Annotated in this window: 19 protein-coding genes; 11 read left to right on the forward strand and 8 right to left on the reverse strand. The window is 53.4% G+C overall.

All coding sequences use genetic code 11. The features are described from left to right. The first annotated feature begins 82 nt into the window (after positions 1-82). The 8 genes from V8Z78_RS20380 (at position 83) to V8Z78_RS20415 (ending at position 9,169) form a co-directional block, all read left to right on the forward strand. On the forward strand, positions 83-307 hold the full coding sequence (locus tag V8Z78_RS20380) for a helix-turn-helix domain-containing protein (protein ID WP_349732006.1): 225 nt from the start codon (positions 83-85) through the stop codon (positions 305-307). Then, entirely contained in the window at positions 307-3,354 is a 3,048-nt protein-coding gene (locus V8Z78_RS20385) for a type I restriction endonuclease subunit R (RefSeq protein ID WP_349732007.1), read from the forward strand. Before V8Z78_RS20380 ends, V8Z78_RS20385 begins: the two co-directional genes overlap by 1 nt. 18 nt (positions 3,355-3,372) lie before the next feature. Then, complete coding sequence (locus tag V8Z78_RS20390; protein ID WP_349732008.1) at positions 3,373-3,600, forward strand: hypothetical protein; 228 nt, start codon at positions 3,373-3,375, stop codon at positions 3,598-3,600. Further along, the gene (locus V8Z78_RS20395) at positions 3,590-5,014 is read left to right on the forward strand and encodes an HsdM family class I SAM-dependent methyltransferase (protein ID WP_349732009.1); all 1,425 of its coding nucleotides are present in this window, start codon (positions 3,590-3,592) and stop codon (positions 5,012-5,014) included. The genes V8Z78_RS20390 and V8Z78_RS20395 overlap by 11 nt, the downstream gene beginning before the upstream one ends. A gap of 109 nt (positions 5,015-5,123) precedes the next feature. Continuing rightward, the gene (locus V8Z78_RS20400; protein WP_349732010.1) at positions 5,124-5,810 is read left to right on the forward strand and encodes a restriction endonuclease subunit S; all 687 of its coding nucleotides are present in this window, start codon (positions 5,124-5,126) and stop codon (positions 5,808-5,810) included. After that, the gene (locus V8Z78_RS20405) at positions 5,716-6,270 is read left to right on the forward strand and encodes a restriction endonuclease subunit S (RefSeq protein WP_349732011.1); all 555 of its coding nucleotides are present in this window, start codon (positions 5,716-5,718) and stop codon (positions 6,268-6,270) included. Before V8Z78_RS20400 ends, V8Z78_RS20405 begins: the two co-directional genes overlap by 95 nt. Before the next feature lie 10 nt (positions 6,271-6,280). After that, entirely contained in the window at positions 6,281-7,363 is a 1,083-nt protein-coding gene (locus tag V8Z78_RS20410; RefSeq protein WP_349732012.1) for a DUF4297 domain-containing protein, read from the forward strand. Between the two features lie 51 nt (positions 7,364-7,414). Continuing rightward, positions 7,415-9,169 (forward strand): hypothetical protein, encoded by a 1,755-nt coding sequence (locus V8Z78_RS20415; protein WP_349732013.1) that lies wholly within the window; start codon positions 7,415-7,417, stop codon positions 9,167-9,169. Here V8Z78_RS20415 and V8Z78_RS20420 read toward each other — a convergent pair. The 5 genes from V8Z78_RS20420 to V8Z78_RS20440 form a co-directional block, all read right to left on the reverse strand. Further along, complete coding sequence (locus V8Z78_RS20420; protein ID WP_349732014.1) at positions 9,112-9,663, reverse strand: thermonuclease family protein; 552 nt, start codon at positions 9,661-9,663, stop codon at positions 9,112-9,114. The two genes, V8Z78_RS20415 and V8Z78_RS20420, sit on opposite strands and share 58 nt — an antisense overlap. After that, positions 9,664-9,876, reverse strand: coding sequence for a hypothetical protein (locus V8Z78_RS20425; RefSeq protein ID WP_349732015.1), 213 nt, complete (start codon positions 9,874-9,876; stop codon positions 9,664-9,666). Positions 9,877-10,050: 174 nt separating this feature from the next. Continuing rightward, positions 10,051-10,806, reverse strand: coding sequence for a hypothetical protein (locus tag V8Z78_RS20430; RefSeq protein ID WP_349732016.1), 756 nt, complete (start codon positions 10,804-10,806; stop codon positions 10,051-10,053). 17 nt (positions 10,807-10,823) lie between these two features. Beyond that, entirely contained in the window at positions 10,824-11,810 is a 987-nt protein-coding gene (locus V8Z78_RS20435; RefSeq protein WP_349732017.1) for a zinc ribbon domain-containing protein, read from the reverse strand. Next, on the reverse strand, positions 11,807-12,901 hold the full coding sequence (locus tag V8Z78_RS20440; RefSeq protein WP_349732018.1) for a hypothetical protein: 1,095 nt from the start codon (positions 12,899-12,901) through the stop codon (positions 11,807-11,809). The genes V8Z78_RS20435 and V8Z78_RS20440 overlap by 4 nt, the downstream gene beginning before the upstream one ends. A gap of 368 nt (positions 12,902-13,269) precedes the next feature. Between V8Z78_RS20440 and V8Z78_RS20445 the strand changes: the two genes are divergently transcribed. Then, positions 13,270-15,144 (forward strand): recombinase family protein, encoded by a 1,875-nt coding sequence (locus V8Z78_RS20445; protein ID WP_349732019.1) that lies wholly within the window; start codon positions 13,270-13,272, stop codon positions 15,142-15,144. Between the two features lie 137 nt (positions 15,145-15,281). Here V8Z78_RS20445 and V8Z78_RS20450 read toward each other — a convergent pair whose 3' ends face one another. Next, on the reverse strand, positions 15,282-15,941 hold the full coding sequence (locus tag V8Z78_RS20450; RefSeq protein WP_349732020.1) for a ComEC/Rec2 family competence protein: 660 nt from the start codon (positions 15,939-15,941) through the stop codon (positions 15,282-15,284). Between the two features lie 425 nt (positions 15,942-16,366). Here V8Z78_RS20450 and V8Z78_RS20455 point away from each other — a divergent pair, with 425 nt between their 5' ends. Both V8Z78_RS20455 and pdxY read left to right on the forward strand, forming a co-directional pair. Continuing rightward, positions 16,367-16,825, forward strand: a complete 459-nt coding sequence (locus V8Z78_RS20455; RefSeq protein WP_003064600.1) for a RidA family protein — start codon at positions 16,367-16,369, stop codon at positions 16,823-16,825. Positions 16,826-16,988: 163 nt separating this feature from the next. Beyond that, positions 16,989-17,885 carry a pyridoxal kinase PdxY gene (gene pdxY, locus V8Z78_RS20460; RefSeq protein WP_012837395.1) on the forward strand — a complete coding sequence of 299 codons (897 nt, stop codon included), beginning with the start codon at positions 16,989-16,991 and terminating at the stop codon, positions 17,883-17,885. 288 nt (positions 17,886-18,173) lie between these two features. On the opposite strand, the gene V8Z78_RS20465 is transcribed toward pdxY, so the two are convergent. Continuing rightward, on the reverse strand, positions 18,174-19,655 hold the full coding sequence (locus tag V8Z78_RS20465) for an MFS transporter (protein WP_349732021.1): 1,482 nt from the start codon (positions 19,653-19,655) through the stop codon (positions 18,174-18,176). Between the two features lie 227 nt (positions 19,656-19,882). Continuing rightward, entirely contained in the window at positions 19,883-20,347 is a 465-nt protein-coding gene (locus V8Z78_RS20470; protein ID WP_197565153.1) for a PACE efflux transporter, read from the reverse strand. Positions 20,348-20,406: the final 59 nt, after the last annotated feature.

Genomic DNA, 20,406 nt, shown 5'->3' on the forward strand with positions numbered 1-20,406 from the left:
GCCCTTCAACCTGATAAATTGCAATCTTTGCGATTTAAACCGACTCTATGCCACCCGAACTACCTGTTGATAGAGTGCTGTCATGACTACTGAACCTTGGGTGTCGGTAGACCAGATCGCCGAGCATCTGGGCGTCACGCGAGACTCGATCTACCGTTGGATCGACCGCAAGAGCCTGCCTGCACACCGCGTGGGACGACTGTGGAAGTTCCAAGTGTCAGAGGTGGATGACTGGGTACGCTCAGGCGGGGCCGACGAAGCTTCAAGTGACCCCGTGCAACAAACAAAAAAGGGAGAACAGGTCTAATGGTTTTCAGTGAAGACTCACGTGTCAAGATTCCGTGCATCCTGCATTTGGTACGACTCGGCTATCGCTACCTTTCATTGAAAGACGCCGTATGGGATGAAGAGACCAACATCTTCCCCGCGCTTTTCAACGAAGCAATCGCTCGCATCAATCCCGACGTGAGCATGGAAGAGGTCACACGCCTCTTAAACGACGTCAAGTTGCTGCTGGATAACGAAGACCTTGGCAAAGCCTTCTATGACCGAATCACTGAGCGTTCCGGAACTCGGTTGATTGATTTTGAGAACTTCAACAACAACAGCTTCCATGTAGTCACAGAACTGACCTGCAAAAACGGTGATGATGAGTTTCGTCCAGATATCACCCTGCTGATTAACGGCATGCCGTTGGCTTTCATTGAAGTGAAGAAGCCCAACAATCGAGAGGGTGTACTGGCCGAGCGTAACCGCATCATCACGCGCAGCCGCAACCCGAAATTCCGGCGCTTTATCAACATCACGCAGTTGATGGTGTTCTCCAACAACATGGAGTACGACGATGGCTCTCCACAGCCAATCGAGGGGGCCTTTTATGCCAGTCCATCGTATGACTCTCCTGTCTTCAACTATTTCCGTGAAGAGGAATCACTGGACCTCACTCAGCTTTTGGCCGTTGAAGATGACTCACTCGAAAACGACGTGCTGCGCGACAACAACCTCAACGTCATCAAGCACAGCCCCGAGTTTCTAAGCAACAAGTCGCCCGATACGCCCACGAACCGAATCTGTACTTCGTTGTTCAGTCGTGAGCGACTTTCTTTCCTGTTGCGCTTCGCGTTGGTCTACGTCAATGAAAGTGACGGCCTGCACAAGCACGTCATGCGTTACCCGCAACTCTTCGCAACCAAAGCTATCGAGCGCAAGCTCAATGAGGGTGTTAAGAAGGGAATCATTTGGCACACCCAGGGCAGCGGCAAAACCGCACTGGCTTACTACAACACCCGTTTCCTCACTGATTACTTCCAACGTAACGGAGCTATCCCGAAGTTCTACTTCATTGTTGATCGGCTTGACCTTCTCATTCAGGCTCAGCGGGAGTTCTCTGGTCGTGGGCTGGTCGTGCACACCATCGACAGCCGCGAGGCATTTACCCGCGATATAAAGACAACACAAGTGCTGCATAACCACAGCGGTAAACCTGAAATCACCGTGGTCAATATTCAGAAATTTCAGGATGATCCAGACGTGGTACGTGCTGAAGATTACGACTTCAGCATTCAACGTGTTTACTTCCTAGACGAAGTTCACCGCAGCTACAACCCACAGGGCAGCTTTTTGGCCAACCTCAGTCAGTCTGACCGCAATGCCATCAAGATCGGCCTTACTGGCACACCACTTCTAGGAGATGACTACAACTCACGCACGCTGTTTGGTGACTACATCCACAAGTATTACTACAACGCGTCAATCGCCGATGGGTACACCCTGCGTCTGATCCGAGAAGAGATCGCGACCAATTACAAAATCTCGCTGCAAGAAGCTCTAGCTGCCGTCAAATTGCAGCAGGGCGATATAGACCGCAAGTTGATCTACTCGCACCCGAAATTCGTCGAACCAATGCTCGACTACATCGTGCAAGACTTCGAGAAAAGCCGAAGTGCGCTGGGCGACGCGAGCATTGGCGGCATGGTGATCTGCGACAGTGCCGAGCAAGCTCGCGAGATGTTCCGTGTCTTCACAGAGGTGTACGCGGCACAGGCCGAGAGCGACATCGCTCACAAATCACTGGGGAGCCGAGTCAAGAATTCCGCTCTGATCCTGCACGATGTCGGCAGCAAAGACGAACGCAAGCAGTGGGTGGAAGACTTCAAGGCGGGCAAGATAGACCTTTTGTTTGTCTACAACATGCTGCTGACTGGCTTTGATGCCAAGCGCCTGAAGAAGCTATACCTGGGCCGCATCATAAAAGCGCATAACCTGCTGCAGGCACTGACCCGCGTAAACCGTACCTACAAAGAATTTCGCTACGGCTACGTAGTGGACTTTGCCGACATCCGCAAGGAATTCGACAAAACCAACAAAGACTATTTTGATGAACTGCAATCTGAGTTGGGCGATGAAATCGAGCACTACTCCAATCTGTTTAAGTCAGCCGAAGAGATCACGCAAGAAATCGAAACCATCAAGGACATTCTGTTCAGCTTCGATATCGAAAACGCCGAAGAGTTTTCACGACAACTTAGCCAAATCCAGGATCGTGCGACAGTACTGGCACTCAAAAAAGCACTTGGCGATGCACGCAGCCTCTACAACCTGATTCGCCTGCAAGGTGAGTACGGCTTATTGCAGCAGTTGGATTTTCACAAGCTGAACCAGCTTTACCGAGAAACCAGCAATCACCTCGACCTACTCAACCTGAAAGAAAGCATCGAATCGGCCTCCGACACAAGCCAACTGCTTAACGTTGCGCTGGAGGATGTGATCTTTAAATTCGCCAAGATCAAGGAAGAAGAACTGGTTCTGGCCGACAAGCTGAAAAATACCCTGCGCCAGACGCGAGAAGCACTTGCGGATAACTTCGACCAGCAAGACCCCAAATTCATCAGCCTGCGTGAAGAACTTGAGCGACTGTTCAAGAAAAAGAAACTCAGCGAAGTCAGCCAAGAGGAAATGACTGCCAACATTGGAGCGCTCAACGCCATCCATGACAAGGTCAAAGAGCTAAACCGCCAAAACAACCAGCTACGTGCCAAGTACCACGGCGATGCCAAGTACACGCGCATTCACAAGCGTCTGCAAGAGCGTGGTGCGTTCTCACAAACAGAACGTCGCTTGTTTGACGCACTGGTAGGTGTCAAGGCACAGGCGGATGAACAGGTGCTGCAAAACACCCAGCTATTGAACAACGAAGGCTACTTCGAACGGTTGATGCAACCCATCGTGATTGGTGAGTTTGGCACTCGACAGCACATCAAACTGACACCAGACGCCACCCGCACAATCAACCAGTTGGTGGTGGCTGAATATATGAATGAATTTTCCTCTGGCGCACGCATGGGCGTGCGGTAAGAGTATCGGAGCATAACCTTGGTAACGCAACAATTTGAACAACGAACCCGCGAACTGATCGACAGTCTCAAGGCCATTTGCGCCGCCTACGGTCTGGGCAACGACGGCAACGAATTCAAAATCATCACTCAGGTCTTTCTATACAAATTTTTAAACGACAAGTTCGCATTCGAGGCCAAAAAAAAACCGCCCCGAGCTTGCCAAGGCCGCGAGCTGGGAAGCCGCCATAGCGGCAATGAGTCCTGACGATCTGGAGATGCTGCAAATGCAGATGGGGCCGGATACAGCTCGTCTGAAGCCCGAGCATTTCATTGCCCACCTATTCGGACGCCAGAACGCACCCGAGTTCGCCAAGCTGTTTGACGACACCCTGCGCGACATAGCCATCACCAACAACGACATCTTCGCCGTAAAAACCGACGGTGGCGCCAAGATCACGCTGTTTGATCGCGTCAGCGAATTCATCACTGACCCCTCCAAGCGCGACGCTTTTTGCCGCGCCATTATCAACAAGCTGGGCGATTTCAGCTTTGAGCGCATCTTCAACGAGAAGTACGACTTTTACGCCGCGTTGTTTGAATACCTCATCAAGGACTACAACAAAGACAGCGGCGGAAAATACGCTGAGTACTACACCCCGCACGCCGTGGCCAAAATCATGGCCGCCATCTTGGTGCCCGAAGCAGTGCGCGGCAAGGTGAACAACGTCAGTTGCTACGACCCCTCGGCTGGCTCGGGCACGCTGCTGATGAACATTGCCCATGCCATTGGCGAGCAGCGCTGCAGCATCTATTCGCAGGACATTTCGCAAAAATCCTCCAGCCTGCTGCGCCTGAACCTGATCCTTAACAACCTGGTGCATTCCATCCCCAACATCATCCAGGGCAACACCATGCTCCATCCCTACCACCGGGAAGTACAGGGGCACGCACTCAAGAAATTCGACTACATCGTCAGCAATCCGCCGTTCAAGATGGATTTCTCTGATTTCCGCAATGAACTGGATACCAAGGAGCACCAAGAGCGCTTCTTTGCCGGGGTGCCGAACATTCCGAAGCAGGCCGTGGACAAAATGGCCATCTACCAGCTCTTCTTGCAGCACATCATTTATTCGCTCAAACCCGGCGGCAAAGCAGCGGTCGTCGTGCCGACTGGCTTTATCACCGCGCAAAGCGGCATCGACAGAGGCATTCGCCAACACCTAGTGGACAACAAAATGCTCGCCGGTGTGGTCTCCATGCCCAGCAATATCTTCGCCACCACCGGCACCAACGTCTCCATCCTGTTCATTGACGCAGCCAATATGGCCGATGTGGTGCTGATCGATGCCTCCAGCCTCGGCACCAAGGTCAAGGACGGAAAAAACCAGAAAACCTTGCTGTCAACGGAGGAAGAAGACCGCATCATCGCCACCTTCAATGGCAAAGAGGCAGTGGAAGATTTCTCGGTGGTGGTGAGTTACGCCGACATCGCCGCCAAAAACTACAGCTTAAGCGCCGGCCAGTATTTCGAGGTGAAGATTGAATACAGCGACCTTACGCCGACACAGTTTGCCGAGAAGCTACAAGGATTCACTGACAGGCTGGATGTGTTGTTCAAAGAGTCAGCAGGGTTGGAGCAGGAGATAAAAAAGCAGTTGGCGGAGTTGCGGTATGAATAGTCAGTGGAGCTTGACCCCTTTGTCAAAATGCCTTTCAAAGGTAATTGACTATCGGGGAAGGACGCCAAAGAAGCTTGGTAAAGAATGGGCCTCAACCGGATATAGGGCCTTGTCCGCCAATAACGTGAAATTCAGCGGGCTGGATAAACTCGAATCCATAAACTATGCCGACGAAGACCTGTACAGAAAATGGATGAAAGAAGAGGTCAAAAAAGGAGACTTGTTACTCACATCTGAAGCTCCGTCAGGGCAAGTCATGCTGTGGGATTCTGACGAAAAGATCGTGTTGAGCCAGCGCCTGTATGCGTTGAGAACAAATTCAACGATTGATAGCGTATTCCTTAAATACTATCTTCAGTCCCCTTTTGGCCAGAAAGAGATTTTCAGGAATAACTCAGGCTCTACCGTTGCTGGGATTTCTGCGAAAACGTTCAGCAACATTTTGGTTCGTCATCCAGAAATGACTGCTCAAAAGAAGATTGGGTGTCTCCTGTATTCGATCGACAAGAAAATCGACTGCAACAACCGCATCAACGCCGAACTGGAGGCGATGGCCAAGACGCTGTACGACTACTGGTTTGTGCAGTTCAACTTTCCCGATACCAACGGCAAACCCTACAAGTTCTCCGGTGGCAAGATGGTCTACAACGCCACGCTGAAACGGGAGATTCCGGAGGGGTGGCGTGATTCAAGCGTGCTGGGTGTTGCCGACTTACTTGGGGGCGGTACGCCAACCAAGAAAAAGCCTGAGTTTTGGGGGGGGGGACATTCCGTTTTTTACACCCACCGATGCTGATGGAACCATCTTCAAGTTTTCAACGGCAGACTACATTACCGCAGATGGGTTGAAAGGCAGTAGCACCAAGCGCTTTGGCAAGCACACTGTTTTCATTACAGCGCGCGGTTCCGTTGGCAGGCTGGTATTGGCAGGTGTCGACATGGCAATGAACCAATCCTGCTATGCGTTGCGCGCCAAACCGGAAATCAGTCATGTATTTCTGTATTTTCTCGCCAAGGAATTGATCCATCACTTGCAGGTTAAATCATCAGGCTCCGTCTTTGATTCCATAGTCTCGAACGACATTGAATTGACAAACCTTACTATTCCGAAAACTGAAGTCATTGAAAAATTTGCTGTCGTTGTTGAGCCGGTATTCGAAAAGATCGCCAACAACACCAAGGAAAACCTGCAACTCGCCCAACTCCGCGACTGGCTCTTACCACTACTTATGAACGGCCAAGTCACAGTAGCCTAGGAATGGACCCATGACATTTCTCGACATCCTGAATGACTCCGTGACTAAGGAACGTGGTGGTAGACACGGCGGCAAGGGGCACGAATTCCAACGCTACTGGGCGTTATGCCACCTTTTGCAAGTCGATCTTGATAAGGACGATTATTTGCTTCTGCTGGAGTTTATTGAGGATGTTGCCCTTCTGAACAATGGTGATGTCCCTGCCGAGATGGAGTTATTCCAGCTCAAGAAAAAGGAAGGGACTTCGCCAAAGTGGACCAAAACCACTATTGCCAAGCCCCCAAAGGATGGCAAATCCATACTAGCAAAGCTCCATGAGTCGAAAGCCATTGCAAAGAATGAAACAACCGCCATCTCCTTCGTAAGCAACGCCCCAATTGATCTAAAACTCTCAGATGGTAGTGATCCAACTAGGCTTTCCGAATTTTCGGCAGGTCAGATTGATTCATCGCTACTTTCCGAACTTAAAACTTCGGTAGCTTCTGAATTGGGATGCAAGGCAGAGGACGTTGATTTCGATAACTTGAAATTTCTCCGTAGCTCGCTCGCAATGGATGATCTAGAAAGTCACGCGACAGGCAGGGTCGCATCCTTTCTTGCTTCCAAGTTCCCTGATCACTCCCCAAGAGCCGATGTCCTGTGCAAGGCGATCTACAGCGAAATAAAGGTTAAAGCCACTTCAACTGAAGAGGCCGCCACCTTTCACGATCTCAAGCGAATCCGTGGAATTTCAAAGCACCAATTTTCCTCAATGGTCGCACTCACGCTGTCGCGCAAGTCAGACAGCGATGTCGTTGATGGTATCTTGGCAAATCTTATCCAGGAAAGCGTTCCCTACGTTCAGCGCGAAGCAATAAAACGTGCTGCACGCCGATTCATAGTAGAGAAGGCTGGCAGAGGAAGCAGTCTTTTGTCATTGCTTCAAGGGCACGTAGAAAACACACTTCTGTCAGTCCCGAATAACCTCATCACGTCTTGGGACGTTGCTAACTGGGTCGTCGATCAAGTGCTTGCCCTGAGTTCTGGTGCCGATTTTTCAATCCTTGACCGGGACTACATGATCGCCGCGGCTCTGTACTGGATGAGCCAATGAATCATCTAGCCAACACAATCCAACTGGTAAGAAATCTCAGGAAGGGCAAACATGACTCGTTTGCGATTCAAAAAACTTTGGCTCATCTCAGAAACAACGAGGGCAGCAAGGAGCATCGAATTTCACACGAATCGAACACTGCTCGTGGGCAGGAACCACACGGGCAAATCGACGGTGGTCAAGCATGTCTTCCGGACCTTGGGTTGCGAAACCAAGGGGAAGAGTGACAGATGGGATAGCCTCGCTATTTCCGTATTGGAATTTGAGCTTGACGGTAAGCAATACACAGCCTATCGCAAAGCAAATGTCTACGCCTTGCGCGACGACGATAATGCCAGCATTCGAGTAACCACAAGCTACCCGGAATGGGCTGCCATCATGGCCGGAATATTTGATTTCCGCCTGATGTTACCTACCCATCAGGAAACCTTGGCTCAAGCAACGCCGCCGTATCTTTTTCTGCCTTACTACCTGGATCAGGATGGTAGCTGGCTGCAGCAGTGGAATTCGTTTGACAAGCTATCTCAGTTTGCCAACTGGAAAAAACCATTAGCTGCCTACGTAACTGGACAGCGGCCCAATGGCTATTACCTTGCAAAATTTGAGGAATCAAAAGCCAAGACTCTACTGAACCAGCTAAATCAGGAGTTGGGCGTAGTCCAGTCCGCCCTGTCGAGAGTAAGGAAAACATTGCCTCGCCCCGCTGTTCGCCTCGATGCTAATGCGTTCAAGCAAGAAATCACCGATCTGCTACGCACATCTACTCTTCTTAAAACAGAGCAAGAATCACTGAGAAAGAAAGCCTTTGACTGCGCCGCGCAACGGGAATCTCTTTCTAGTCAGATTGCAATGGCTCGTGATGCCCTGCGTGATCTTGAAGGCGACCTGAAGTACCTGACCGAATCCAAAACGGAACAGGCGATCACATGCCCTACCTGCGGAACAAGTCATGAAAGCGGATTTCCGGTTCGATTGGAGCTGATTGATGATGCAGTCACACTTCGGAAAGTTATTTCAGAGCTTGAAGGTGAGCACCGGAAGTATGAAGAGCAGTTGGCAGACATATACGGCAAGATAAATCGCATCAAGCGAAAATCACTGGACATTGAAAAGACATTGCAGACCAAAAAGGGAATGCTTCGTCTTCAAGATGTTGTGGACAGCCAAAGTTCCGAAGTAATCCGCAGCGCGTTTGCCAAGGACATGGATTCATTGAAACGCCAACTTGCTGCGCAAGAGAAAATTGCCACTGATGCCAAATTCAAGGTCAGCCAATTTGACTTGCCAGAGAGGACCAAGGCCATCAACGAGTTTTACTCCGAACGCATGGAGCTATTTGCAAGTGAACTCGGAGTGCCTGACCTGCGCGAGGATGTAAAAAAGCGCCCTGATGCCAGCATCAGCGCAAGTGGAAGCGCGTTGCCAAGGTCCCTTCTTGCCTATCAATTCGCGGTACTCCATACAGCGAAGGAAAAAGGTGATGCGAAGCATTTCCCTGTCATTATTGACTCTCCGAATCAACAAGGCCAAGACGCGGATCACCTCAAGCAGATGCTTCAGTTCATCGTGAAGCGAACGCCAAGTGACCAGCAACTAATACTGGCCGTCGAAGACAGGCCCAGTGAGTTTAATTTTGATGGTCAGGTGGTGGAACTTACCACCCCGTTTGGACTGCTGGAGGCCGATCAGTATGACCTTGCCTGCGAAGAGCTACGCGACATGGTGGTGGCCGTGGAAGCTGGGATCAATCAACGTTTAGCGAACAGTCGTATTGGCTCGATTGATTCAGAAGAGGATATTGACTGATGCTTGTTTGACCTACGCCACTCCCAAGGTGGCACTGGGTCTGCATCAGCCCATAGGCCAAGCCGTTGTCGGTGGGCTTCGTCTTCCGCAGCATAGTATTCCGGCACACCGTGGGCGTACTTCCGATAGACCCACGCCATGCCAGCCTTCACCATCGCAAGGTTGATCACCGTACTGCCAACGCTGCACACGGCAATGGTGCGCCCGTACCGATCAAGGCCGGATTGATTACATTCGATGGACTTGCCAAATGCCAGGTCAGACAAAGCCTGCTTTGAACGCTGCCCGAAGGGTTGTGCCTTCTCTGGTGCGTCGATGTTTGCCAGCCGCACCTTGACCTGATCGTGACCAGAAACCAGCACCGTGATGGTGTCACCGTCAGTCACCCCGACAACCTTGCCATTCAGAACCTCACCAGCCTGAGCAGGTAGGGTCAAGGCAAGCACTGTTGCCAACATCGTCAGGGCCAGCGTGCGTCGGGTTATTGTTTTCATTCAGACCTGTCCACCTTCACCGTTGGGTGACTCAGTGTTATCGAGAAGGGTTGCCAGCAGGTGATAGTAGTCTGCCTTGGTGGCCTCGTCGATGACCGCTTGAATTTCATCGCTTGACCAGCCCTGCCGCCGTGCTGCCTGTCGAAAGTGTGCCAGCAGGTTGAAGGCATTGCCGTTCAACCCTTCTAGCTGCAATTTCACCTTATCAGGCAATCACGCCCTCCCTCAGTTGGTGCTGCTTGCATGACCTGCTGAATCAAGTTTTCCGCATCCGCCAAGGCTTCTGCCGTTTCCTGATCGAAGCAGAGAGGGTCGATCCGGTCACGCACCAAGTAGGCTAGATTCGTCAAGGAATCGAAAACTTGCGAATGCCCGATGGATACCATGTCAGTAGGGCAAAGGACGACCAATGTTGATTGGCCGCTCCTTACTTTCATGGTATTTGGGATCATTGGGGCCGTTGGTATACCCCACAGGGATTCCAGCCAGGTCGGTGTAGACGCGATACGTACCACGCCCAACACCAGTTGCTATCGGCTCGCCCTTGGGCCTCCAGCGCGTATCTTCCCGCCCATGTGGGCCGTCTGCCGAGTCAATGACTGTCACAAGCCACTGAGTGGTGTTCTCGATCAGCGGTGGTGTAGGCTGCTTACGTTTGGATATGGCATCAATGATGGTGATGTGTCCATACGCGTCGTATCCCTCTCGGGTGCGGCAGATACCATCAGCGCACCAGAACATGAACAAGTCACCGGGCTTGGCCGCATCAAGGGTTGGAACCTTCTGGAGGCCATAGCCCTTTTGAACTGCCTCCCAATAGCTGTCCAGCCGCAGGTGCTTTTTCCAATAGGTTTTGGACTCGATTTCCTTGACCGTTGGGTTCTTCGCCTTTTCAAGCATGGCGCTGACAAAGCCGGTGCACATGGTGTTGACAGTGTTTTCACTGGTGAACAGATCACCTTTCCAGCGCACACCCTCCGGGCCACGAATCACGTACTTGTTGTTCTCAGGTTTGATCGTTGCAACCAACTCGCGTGCCAGTTCAAGATGCTTGGGCACAGGTGCCGACGATTGAACCTCATCATCTGCAAGTACCTGCGCCGTGGCCATGACCATCAGCATTGCAGCCATGCTGCGTTTCATTGTTGTGCTCCCCACCATCATTTCACCGCCACTGAGCGCAGGACATAACCACCGCGAGGGCAATCCAATTGCCCACTGATCGTGACCGTTTTGCCTGCATAGGGCTTTAGCTTGGTGGGTTCATCCCACAGTTCGATTTCATCCTTTTGCTGCTGGCCGCAATCTGCATCACCAGACAGCGCAACAGGTGATGCCAGCTTGAGGGTGTATTGATCACCCTGCTCACGCGGGGCAACAACAACACCCACATAGCTGGATGGCACGACAGGCGATGTATTCAATGGCTCAATGCCAGCAAAGGCGGCGTCCTCGCCGACTGTCATCACAGCCACTGTCTTTCCGTCCTTTTGCCAAAGGAACCGGCAATTTGCCATGCCAGTGCCAGCGCAAGCCTGCATTTCCGGCCTTCCCTGACAACGCGCATCACCTTGACTACATACATCAGCATCGGAGGCATGGAAGGGTTGCCAGCCGGATGCCAAAAGCTTTTGCCGAACCGAGGCATAGCCCTCATTTGGTGCAAACCCAGGTACTGTATTGTTCGATTGCCCCTTTGGTAGCGGCTGATTTTGGGTTGGTTTGATTGCAGGAACAGACACTTGAGCAGTGGTTGAAGTCTTTCTGTCGAACATTTCTGCTACGACCGCTATGCCGACACCGAAGACCACCAAGGCCCCAAGAAAAATCCCCAGCCATTTGGCGATTTTGTTACCTGCGCTGGACGTGCCGAAACTTTGGTCTGCGACAAAACTGCCAACTATCTTGCCGGCTTGATATGCAGAGCTATTTGCCTCCGCCGTTTTATCTTCAGTGCCAGTCGTCGAATCTGCTGTCCGCGCTTGATTCCTCGTAGAGATTGCCTTCACAGGTGCAGCCGTGAGCAACTCTCGCAATTCTGCCAAGGGCAGTAATGTTGCAGACAGCGGCGTTCCGCACTCGCCACAAAACTTGGAGCCAGCATCAAGGTGTTCACCGCAATACTTGCATGCAGACGTGGTTGTCATTTTTTCTGAAACCCTTCAACGATGGCGCCGACTTGTGAGCCAAACATATCCGTCATCAATGCAGACCCGAATTTTCCTTCGGACCACTGACGATGAATTTGCTGCTGCCGAATCAGATCGTTAATCAGTTTCGATTGATCAGCAGCCTCGGCTTGGCGTTGCATATCCCGCTCGTCATCATCACGACTGGCAGCCCGCTCCTCGTTGAAAATGTTCATCACGTTAATGGTTTGTTGAGCTGCGGCATTCATTTCTGCAGTAGTTTCCGAGATGAAATCTTGCAACCCACTACGATTCATCGATGCTATGTTTGCAACAAGATCAGGTTTGTTCGCAATCCAACCGCGGGAAATCGCCTTGAACCAGGCTGCGCTGTCCTTCAGATAGAGTTCGGAATCGGCATCGACCAAATCTTCAAGGCGGGCCAGCATCAGGCTGCACCTCCCTGCTAGCTCTCGATTGGCAATCGCGTTAAGCGAGAGATTTTCATATCGATTGATGATTGCATCATGAACCCGTTCAAACTCGGAGGCGCCCCTTTTCAGGTCCAAGAATTCAAGATGAAGATGGGCAACTGCGTATTCTTGATTTTCGGGATAAGCGTATGGGATCAAGGCTTTCTTGAGCACGGCACAATTCTCGGCAATCTTCAGCGCTTCAACCCGCATATGAAGTGTTTCCAGAGATTCCCAGGCTTGCTGTACTCGCATCTGGAAGACAAGTAGCTTCGAGATATCGCCACCAGTGGCCTCGATTTCCCTTACCAACAAATTCAGGTCACGGTCGAATAGGGCAAGTAGCCGATCAAATGCTTTAGGGCGAGACTCGATGTTGTCGCGCAATGCAGAAATTTCCTGCCGGATACCACTGACCGCGTTATCCAATTTTTTCCAGAAGGTGAGCCAAAGCTTGAAGAAGCGCTCGCTGGCATTGCCATCGCGCATTCGTGATTCGAGGGAGCGCTCAAATTCTGCTTCTGCTGCTGGGTAGAGTTCGCTGTGTTCCAGTTGCTCTGCCAACTCGAAGCGAGCCGCCATCAAGTCATCTGTGCCGAGCTTCCCTGATTCACTGCCCCCCATCTTCTCCAGCATCAGGAGGGGGTTCTGCTTCGACACAGGAATGCTCGGGGGCAAGGTGGATGCGCCTCGATGGGTAAGCAGATACGCCCCACACTCTTGGCAAAAGCTTGGCGATCCCGGCAGTGCCGCTCCGCACTTACTACATTGCTGATCACTACTATTCATCACTTGCCATCCCCATCAGCAGTCCCAAACAAAAGGGCAAAAAGCAGTCTGAAGGGCCGAAGTACCCACAACAAAACCGAGAAACTGGTTCGCGAATGCCCACGACAGCCCTGTAATGCCAAACAGATGATGGTAATCCGGTGATTACCATTTACTGTTCATTTGGACCAAATTACAATCTTGGCTCGTGATCCACCACGTCGAGCGTGTCCAGCATGGCAGCCAAACCCAAAGCCTATTCTTATGTCCGGTTCTCTACCCCTGCCCAGTTGCAAGGGGACTCGCTTCGACGGCAACTAGAGCTTTCAAGGAAGTACGCGGAAGAACATGACCTCGAACTGATCGAGGCTTCCTTTATGCGTGACCTTGGGAAGTCTGCATTCGACGGCACGAACATCGAAAAGGGTGGCTTGGGGATGTTCTTGCAGGCGGCCAAGGATGGGCTGATTGAGCACGGCTCTTATCTGCTGGTCGAATCCCTTGATCGCATCTCGCGTGCGCAGGTGCGCAAAGCAAACAAGCTGTTCAATGAAATCATCGACTGTGGAATCACCATCGTCACGCTGGCGGATGGCATGGTTTTCAGCCCTGATCGAATGGATGGTGACGACGCTGGTATTGCCATCATCCTTTCTATCCTGACGATGATGCGTGCTCACGAGGAATCAGCCAGGAAAAGTCAGCGAGTGCGTGAGGCATGGCAAAACAAACAACTTCGCGCAGGCGAAGAAAAGCTGACCCGCACGTGCCCACAATGGATGCGGTTATCTGACGACAGGAAGGACTTCGTACTGATTCCAGAAGCAGTTGAGGTGGTACGACGGATCATCGACATGCACATGAACGGCATGGGGCAATCAACTATCGTGAAAATCCTCAATCAGGAGGGTGTGCCTACACTGACGTATCGCCATAAACGCGCTGGCAGCGTAGGTTGGCATGAATCGGTCATTCAAAAAATCTCTACCAGTACAGCCCTCTACGGAGACTATCAGCCTGCAACTGGTCAAGGGAAAAAGCGTATCCCCTTTGGTGATCCAATCCCAAATTACTACCCTGCTTTGATCACCAAGGAAGAGTTCATTGCGTTGCAACAGGTTCGGCAAGAGCGTGCCACAAGGGGGCGTGGCATCAAAGGTGAGGGCTTTGCCAATATCTTTTCTGGCCTGTTGTACTGCGGCTACTGCGGTTCAAAAATCAGGACAATCGGGCACGTCAGCCGCACGGAAAAGCGAACCAAACGATCTGTCGTCTGCGCTACTGCCAAACGTGGGTTAGGTTGTCATTTCCTGATGTGGAGTTACCCAAACTTTGAGACTACGGTGCTCACCTATCTTCAAGGGGTGGACTTTGCGGGTTTGCTCGACGATGCCAAAAGCGTGAACAAACGGATTGTTGCGCTCAGTGCCAAGATCGAAGCACTGAGGCAAGAGTTTGCTGACAGTGAAGGCAAGCTGGATCGTCTTTACGATGCATTGGAGTCCGGTAGCACGCTAGCCTCGTTGCAGGAACGTATCGAACGTCAGGAACAGCGCCGCTTTGACATCGTTGATGAGATCAAAGCAAAAGAACATGAACTCCTTAGCGTGCAGGCCCTACTGACAGATGCATCAAAGATCAAGGCATCTGTTTTGGAGTTGTGCACCAAAATGGGTAGCCTGACTGGAGATGAGCTGTACCAACTTCGTGCCCAACTCGCCACCCAAATCCGGCGGGTCGTTGATCGAATCAACGTGTTCGGTGGCGGATACCTTATGCCAGAAGCTGACTATCAGGCAATGCTTGATACTCAGTTGAAGGACTGGGAGCTTGAGGATGACTATCGGTGGATGATTACCCCGGAAAAATCACGGCGATACGTCCAAATCGTTGGCAAGAACGGGAAGAAATATCACACCTATAACGCGCTGGATGCCAAGCTGAAGGATATGCCGGAGAAGATGGAAATCCTTCAGCAACTGGGCTTTGGTGTCGAGTTTGATATCAAGATGAGGGATCAGGATGCGGCAGCAACCATGCCCAAGACCACTAAAGCCAAGCGCAGCCGTAGCAAGGCAACAACACCGAGCGGGACAGCAGACCTAACCTAATGTGTGCAGTTTACAGATCGTAATGTCTTATCCATTTGGACCTAACTTGCATTGGATTTTGGTCAAAATGAACCTCTAATCGAGATTAGAGAACTTATTAGACCAAAGATTCAAATGCAAATAGTTGGTCTAAACGATTATCTAATCCTCATCAGATGCGCCACACCTGTCTGACGGAACAGGGTCCAGTCCTTGCGGTCAATCGCCTGCTGATCGCCCACGGCCAGCGCAGCCACCACACCCAGAGCGGTCTGTGCATGCTCTGCACCGCCACCTGGCAACCAGCGCTGCAAGCGCAATGCCTCGCCCTGAATGCGATCGCGCAAGCCCTGTCGCCAGCGCTGCAGCGGATATTGGCTTGTCACGGCCAGCAGTTCGGGCGCGGGCTGCTTGCGCACATAGCCCGTGGCCTGCACTCCTTGCTCCCAGGCCAGCAGCTCATAGTCAAAGCCGTGCGGATTGCGCGAGCCATGCGGGCGCTTGATGCGCACCGTGAAGCGCCAACGCTGGCCGGGACTCAACGCCATGCCCTGGGCCCAGTCAGGGACGAGAGGCTGGCTGGCGTCCGGCACCTGCCCGAACGGGCCATACCAGGACAGCTCCAGCAGCCTTGGCACGCCGGCATCCGAACTATCGACCACAAAACGCCAGCGCTGGCCGTTGACCTGGTTCTGCAGCATGGAGGCAATCCGCCCTTCCACCTGCAAGTCCACCGCCTCCAGCGCCTGTGGCAGGGTCTGCGTCAGATAAGCATGTGCACGCCAACCCGTCCCCCCCCGCCACACAGCAGGCAGCACCCAACAGCATCAGCCACCAGCTCTGCCAGGGTCTGCCACGCCATCTGCATGCAAACAGCAGTGTCAGCAAACCCCAGGCCAGCAAGATCTGGTAGAGCGACAGATGCCACAGCCTGGCCTGGGTCACCTGCCATGCAGCGCCCAGCACACAACCCCAGAGCGGCGCCAGCCACGACAGGCGGTGATGCTGAGAGCTTGGAGTCTGATGGAGCGGCATGCGGTCATGCTAGGAGCGAGCGCCCGCGCCCAGCATTGCGACTATCCCTGCCCTGTCTCGCACACCAAAACGGCATCAAACACTTGCTCTCATTATGCGAGCAGCTATCAATTCAAAAGCTATGGCCGCTGTGCCAAGGCGATCCATGCCCGGGCCCGCTGCTGTGTCAAACTTGTCGATCCTTAGCCTCGCACTTTTTGGAGCCGTCATGAGCGTCTATGAAAAACTCAAAGCCCTGAACATCACCCTGCCCGAAGTGGCCATGCCTGCAGCCGCCTACCTGCCCTATATGCAGACCGGCAATCTGGTGTTCCTCAGCGGCCATATCGCCAAGCAGAACGGCCAGCCCTGGGTCGGCAAGCTGGGCGAGAACATGACGACCGAAGAAGGCAAGCAGGCAGCCCGCGCCGTGGCCGTGGATCTGATGGGCACGCTGCAGCATGCCTGCGGCGGCGATCTGAATCGCGTCAAGCGCATCGTCAAGGTCATGAGCCTGGTCAACTCCAGCACCAGCTACACCGAGCAGCATCTGGTCACCAACGGCTGCAGCGAACTGTTGGGCGAAGTCTTCGGCGAAGCCGGCAAGCACGCCCGCAGCGCCTTCGGCGTGGCCCAGATCCCCCTGGGCTGCTGCGTGGAAATCGAGCTGATGGCCGAGCTGGGCTGAGACTTCCGCTCACACACATAAAGTGAGCTAATACCGCTTGCCATTCATAGAGTTCAGATACAAAACTATCTGAATTGATTGATTGGCAAACGCAAGCAGCTCACTTTATCTTTGCAGCGCGATGCTTGCCGCAAGCATCTCGATCACTCACGAAAGAGCCCTCATGCCCAGCACGCAGGCACCCCCGCTGGTTCTCAGCATTCAATCCCATGTCGCCTACGGCCATGTGGGCAACGACGCCGCCATGCTGCCGCTGCAGCTGCTGGGCATAGAACCCGTGGCCGTGCATACGGTGCAGTTCTCCAACCACACGGGCTACGGCGAATTCAAGGGCCAGGTCTTCACGCCGGCCCATGTACAGGATGTGCTGGACGGCCTGCGCGCCCGCGGCGTGCTGGCGCGCTGCACGGCCGTGCTCTCGGGCTATCTGGGCGATGCCGGTGTGGGCGAAGCCATTCTGGCCGCCGTGCAGGAGGTGCGCGCCGCCCAGCCCAAGGCACACTATCTGTGCGACCCGGTCATGGGCGATGTGGGGCGCGGCGTGTTTGTGCGCCCCGGCATCCCGGACTTTCTGCGCAAGCGCGCGCTGTCCCAGGCCAGCGTCATCACGCCCAACCATTACGAGTTCGAGCTGCTGTGCGGCGGCCAGCCGCTGAGCACCGTGGAAGCGGCCACCCAGGCGGCCCGAGCCATGCTGACGCAACTGCATCACAGCCCGTCGGCCCTGATCGTCATCACCAGCCTGCGCACCGACGATCTGCCTGCCGACCAACTGGCCACGCTGGCCGTGACTGCCGACAAGTCCTGGCTGGTACAGACGCCCTATATCGACCTGCACCCCCTGCCCAACGGCATGGGCGATGTGTTCTCGGCCGTGCTGCTGGGCCATCTGATTCAAGGGCGCGCCGTGCCCGATGCCGTGTCCAGGGCCGTGAGCACCTTGTATGCCCTGGTTTCTCGCACCGAATCGGGGCAGCGCGACCTGCCCCTGGTCGCCTGCCGCGACCAGATAATAGCTCCCGCGCAAACCTTCACGGCACTGCCTGTGCCAGCGCAGTGAATGGGTGCAAGAGCTTTGCCAAAGCTCTTTGCATCAACAGGCCTCCGGGGACTGGAGCGAGCTAGGCCTCAACCCAGGTCGAAATCGAATTTCCTGCTGTGAGCATTGATCCCCGGCGGCCGGAATTGAGTCAGCGAGACGGGCTACTTTGGAATAGATTTTGACTGTCGCCGTTCGGCGGCCCAAAGCCGCCGCACGCGTACTTTATGAAACGACAGCTTTGGACCAAAGCTGCAGCGCGCTGTTGCAAAAGCAGAGCAACCTCAAAATCCTGCCTCTTGCCTGGAGTCAGCTGCCCGTCTGCTGCTTGGGTAAATGACGAGCCATCACCAAAACGACTAGCGCGAGAGAAAAAAGCAACGCGATGACAACACCGCTAACCGCGGCAAAAGACGCTTCAAACGCTTGCATTGCGCTTTGTAAAACGGCTGGAGATTGGATGCCTTGTTGGGTATTTCGGTACGCTTCGTCCAGGCCGCTGCCAGCCATGGCCTCTATACCGCCGTGTCGTACATGCGCGACGTAGACCACAGTCATCAGGGAGCCAAAAATAGTCACCCCCAACCCTCCTCCAAACTCATAGGCCACGCCTTCTACAGACCCCGCCATGCCTGCGCGGTCTTCTGACACATTCGTCATTACCAGCGCACTGGAGGCGGTCAGGCTGAAGCCTATTCCCACACCGCACAAGGCCAGGACCCCCACTTGCCACAATGCGCCTGCCTCGTTCAAGCCAAGATATCCCCAGATGCCTGAGGCACACATGACCAGGCCGGCAGCAATGACACGCGGACCGCCAATGCGTCCAATCAATACCCCCGCCAACGGTCCTGCGAAGAAAGACCCCAAGGAGATAGGCAGAACGAATGCTCCTGCCTCAAGGGGACTTTTTCCCAGAACCAACTGCAGCCTCTGACTGAGCACCAACTCAAAGCCGATCAGCGTCATTGACGCCACGAGCGCGATAAAAATACCCATGGCTATGGGGGTGACTGAAAGCAAGCTGAAATCAATCAATGGTTGAGGCAGCCGGAGTTGACGTCGCACAAAGACTGTCAATGTCACGGCTCCCGCAAGCAAAGCCCCCCAGGCCAAGAGCACATGACTATCGAGCCTGGCCAATTCCTTGATGCCATAAGCCAGTGCGATGATGCCAAGCGTGCTTTGCCAGCAGCTATGCAAGTCGATGGTGACGTTCGCATTCCCCGCGCTCTTGGAAACCAGCCACCAGGCCAGCACTGCAGCCACAGCAATGATTGGGACGTTGATCAGAAAAACCGAACCCCACCAAAAATGCTCCAGCAGGACTCCACCCAAGACCGGGCCCACCGCAGCGCCACCAGAGGCCACAGACGCCCAGACACCAATGGCAAAAGCCAGTTCTTTGGGGTCATGGAAGGTGGTACGAACAATGGCAATCGTGGCCGGCATCATGGCTGCGCCGCCAATGGCAAGCAATGCACGAGCAGCGATCAGTACAGCAGCGCTGGGAGCAAATGCTGCAATCACGGAGGCCAGTCCAAACAGAGCCATGCCACTGATAAAGACCATCCGGTGACCCAGACGATCGCCTAAGGCACCCATGGCCGGCATCAATCCGGCCATCACCAAAGAGTAGGCATTGAGAATCCACAGCTTCTCCGAAGCCGTGGTGTGCAGGGCCTGCGCCAGACTCGGCAACGCCGTGTAGAGCACCGTCATATCGATGACGATGAGCAGCAATGCCGTTGAAACCACGCCAAGCGTGAGCCAGCGGCTCTGGAATTTCATAGAGAACCTTCGAACATTGACTTCGGTGCCTTGCAGATGCAGGCCTTGTGGCATTCGATGGATAGCGCGACTGGCTAGCCTCCATGCCAAGCGACATGATGGGCGCTCCAATTCAGTCTTCAGACCGACACTGGATTGCGCGGGGAATCCGTAACTGCAACTCAAACCTGCACTACGTCATGAAGCCAGCCCCTCCATGAGACTTGGCACCCAAGCCGGGCTGTGAACTATGAAGCCTCGCCCAAGTTGGAAACAACCTGAGGACGGCTATTTGCCCTGACCGGAAAAAAACGGTCATAGGCGACGTTGAACACAAAGTTGTAAACAAGATAGAACACGACGATAGCCAGATCGAGCACCAGCGTATCGAGTAGCGTCATATTCAGATACCAGGCTATCAACGGCAGCAGAATCAGCAACAGACCCGCCTCAAACAAGACAGTGTGCAGCAGGCGTGCTTTGAAGCTCTTGCGAATATGGCCGTACATCTCCCGCATGCAGCGATCAAATCCGATGTTGAACGTGAAATTCCAAACCGTCGCGATCGTGGCAGAGCCGATACCCACCACACCCATGTGCGTCATGGGCTTGTTGAACAAGGCTGCCGAGGCCGGGATGATGATCATCAACCCGATAGCCTCGAACATCAAAGCGTGCCGCACCCGATCAGAAAGACTGCGCGTTTTCATCATTTTTCTCCAATCACATTGATTGGTGTGCAATGTATCTTGATATCAAATAATTAAAAGTT

This window comes from Comamonas sp. wu1-DMT, assembly GCF_040187805.1.
Taxonomy (GTDB): Bacteria; Pseudomonadota; Gammaproteobacteria; order Burkholderiales; family Burkholderiaceae_C; genus Comamonas; species Comamonas thiooxydans.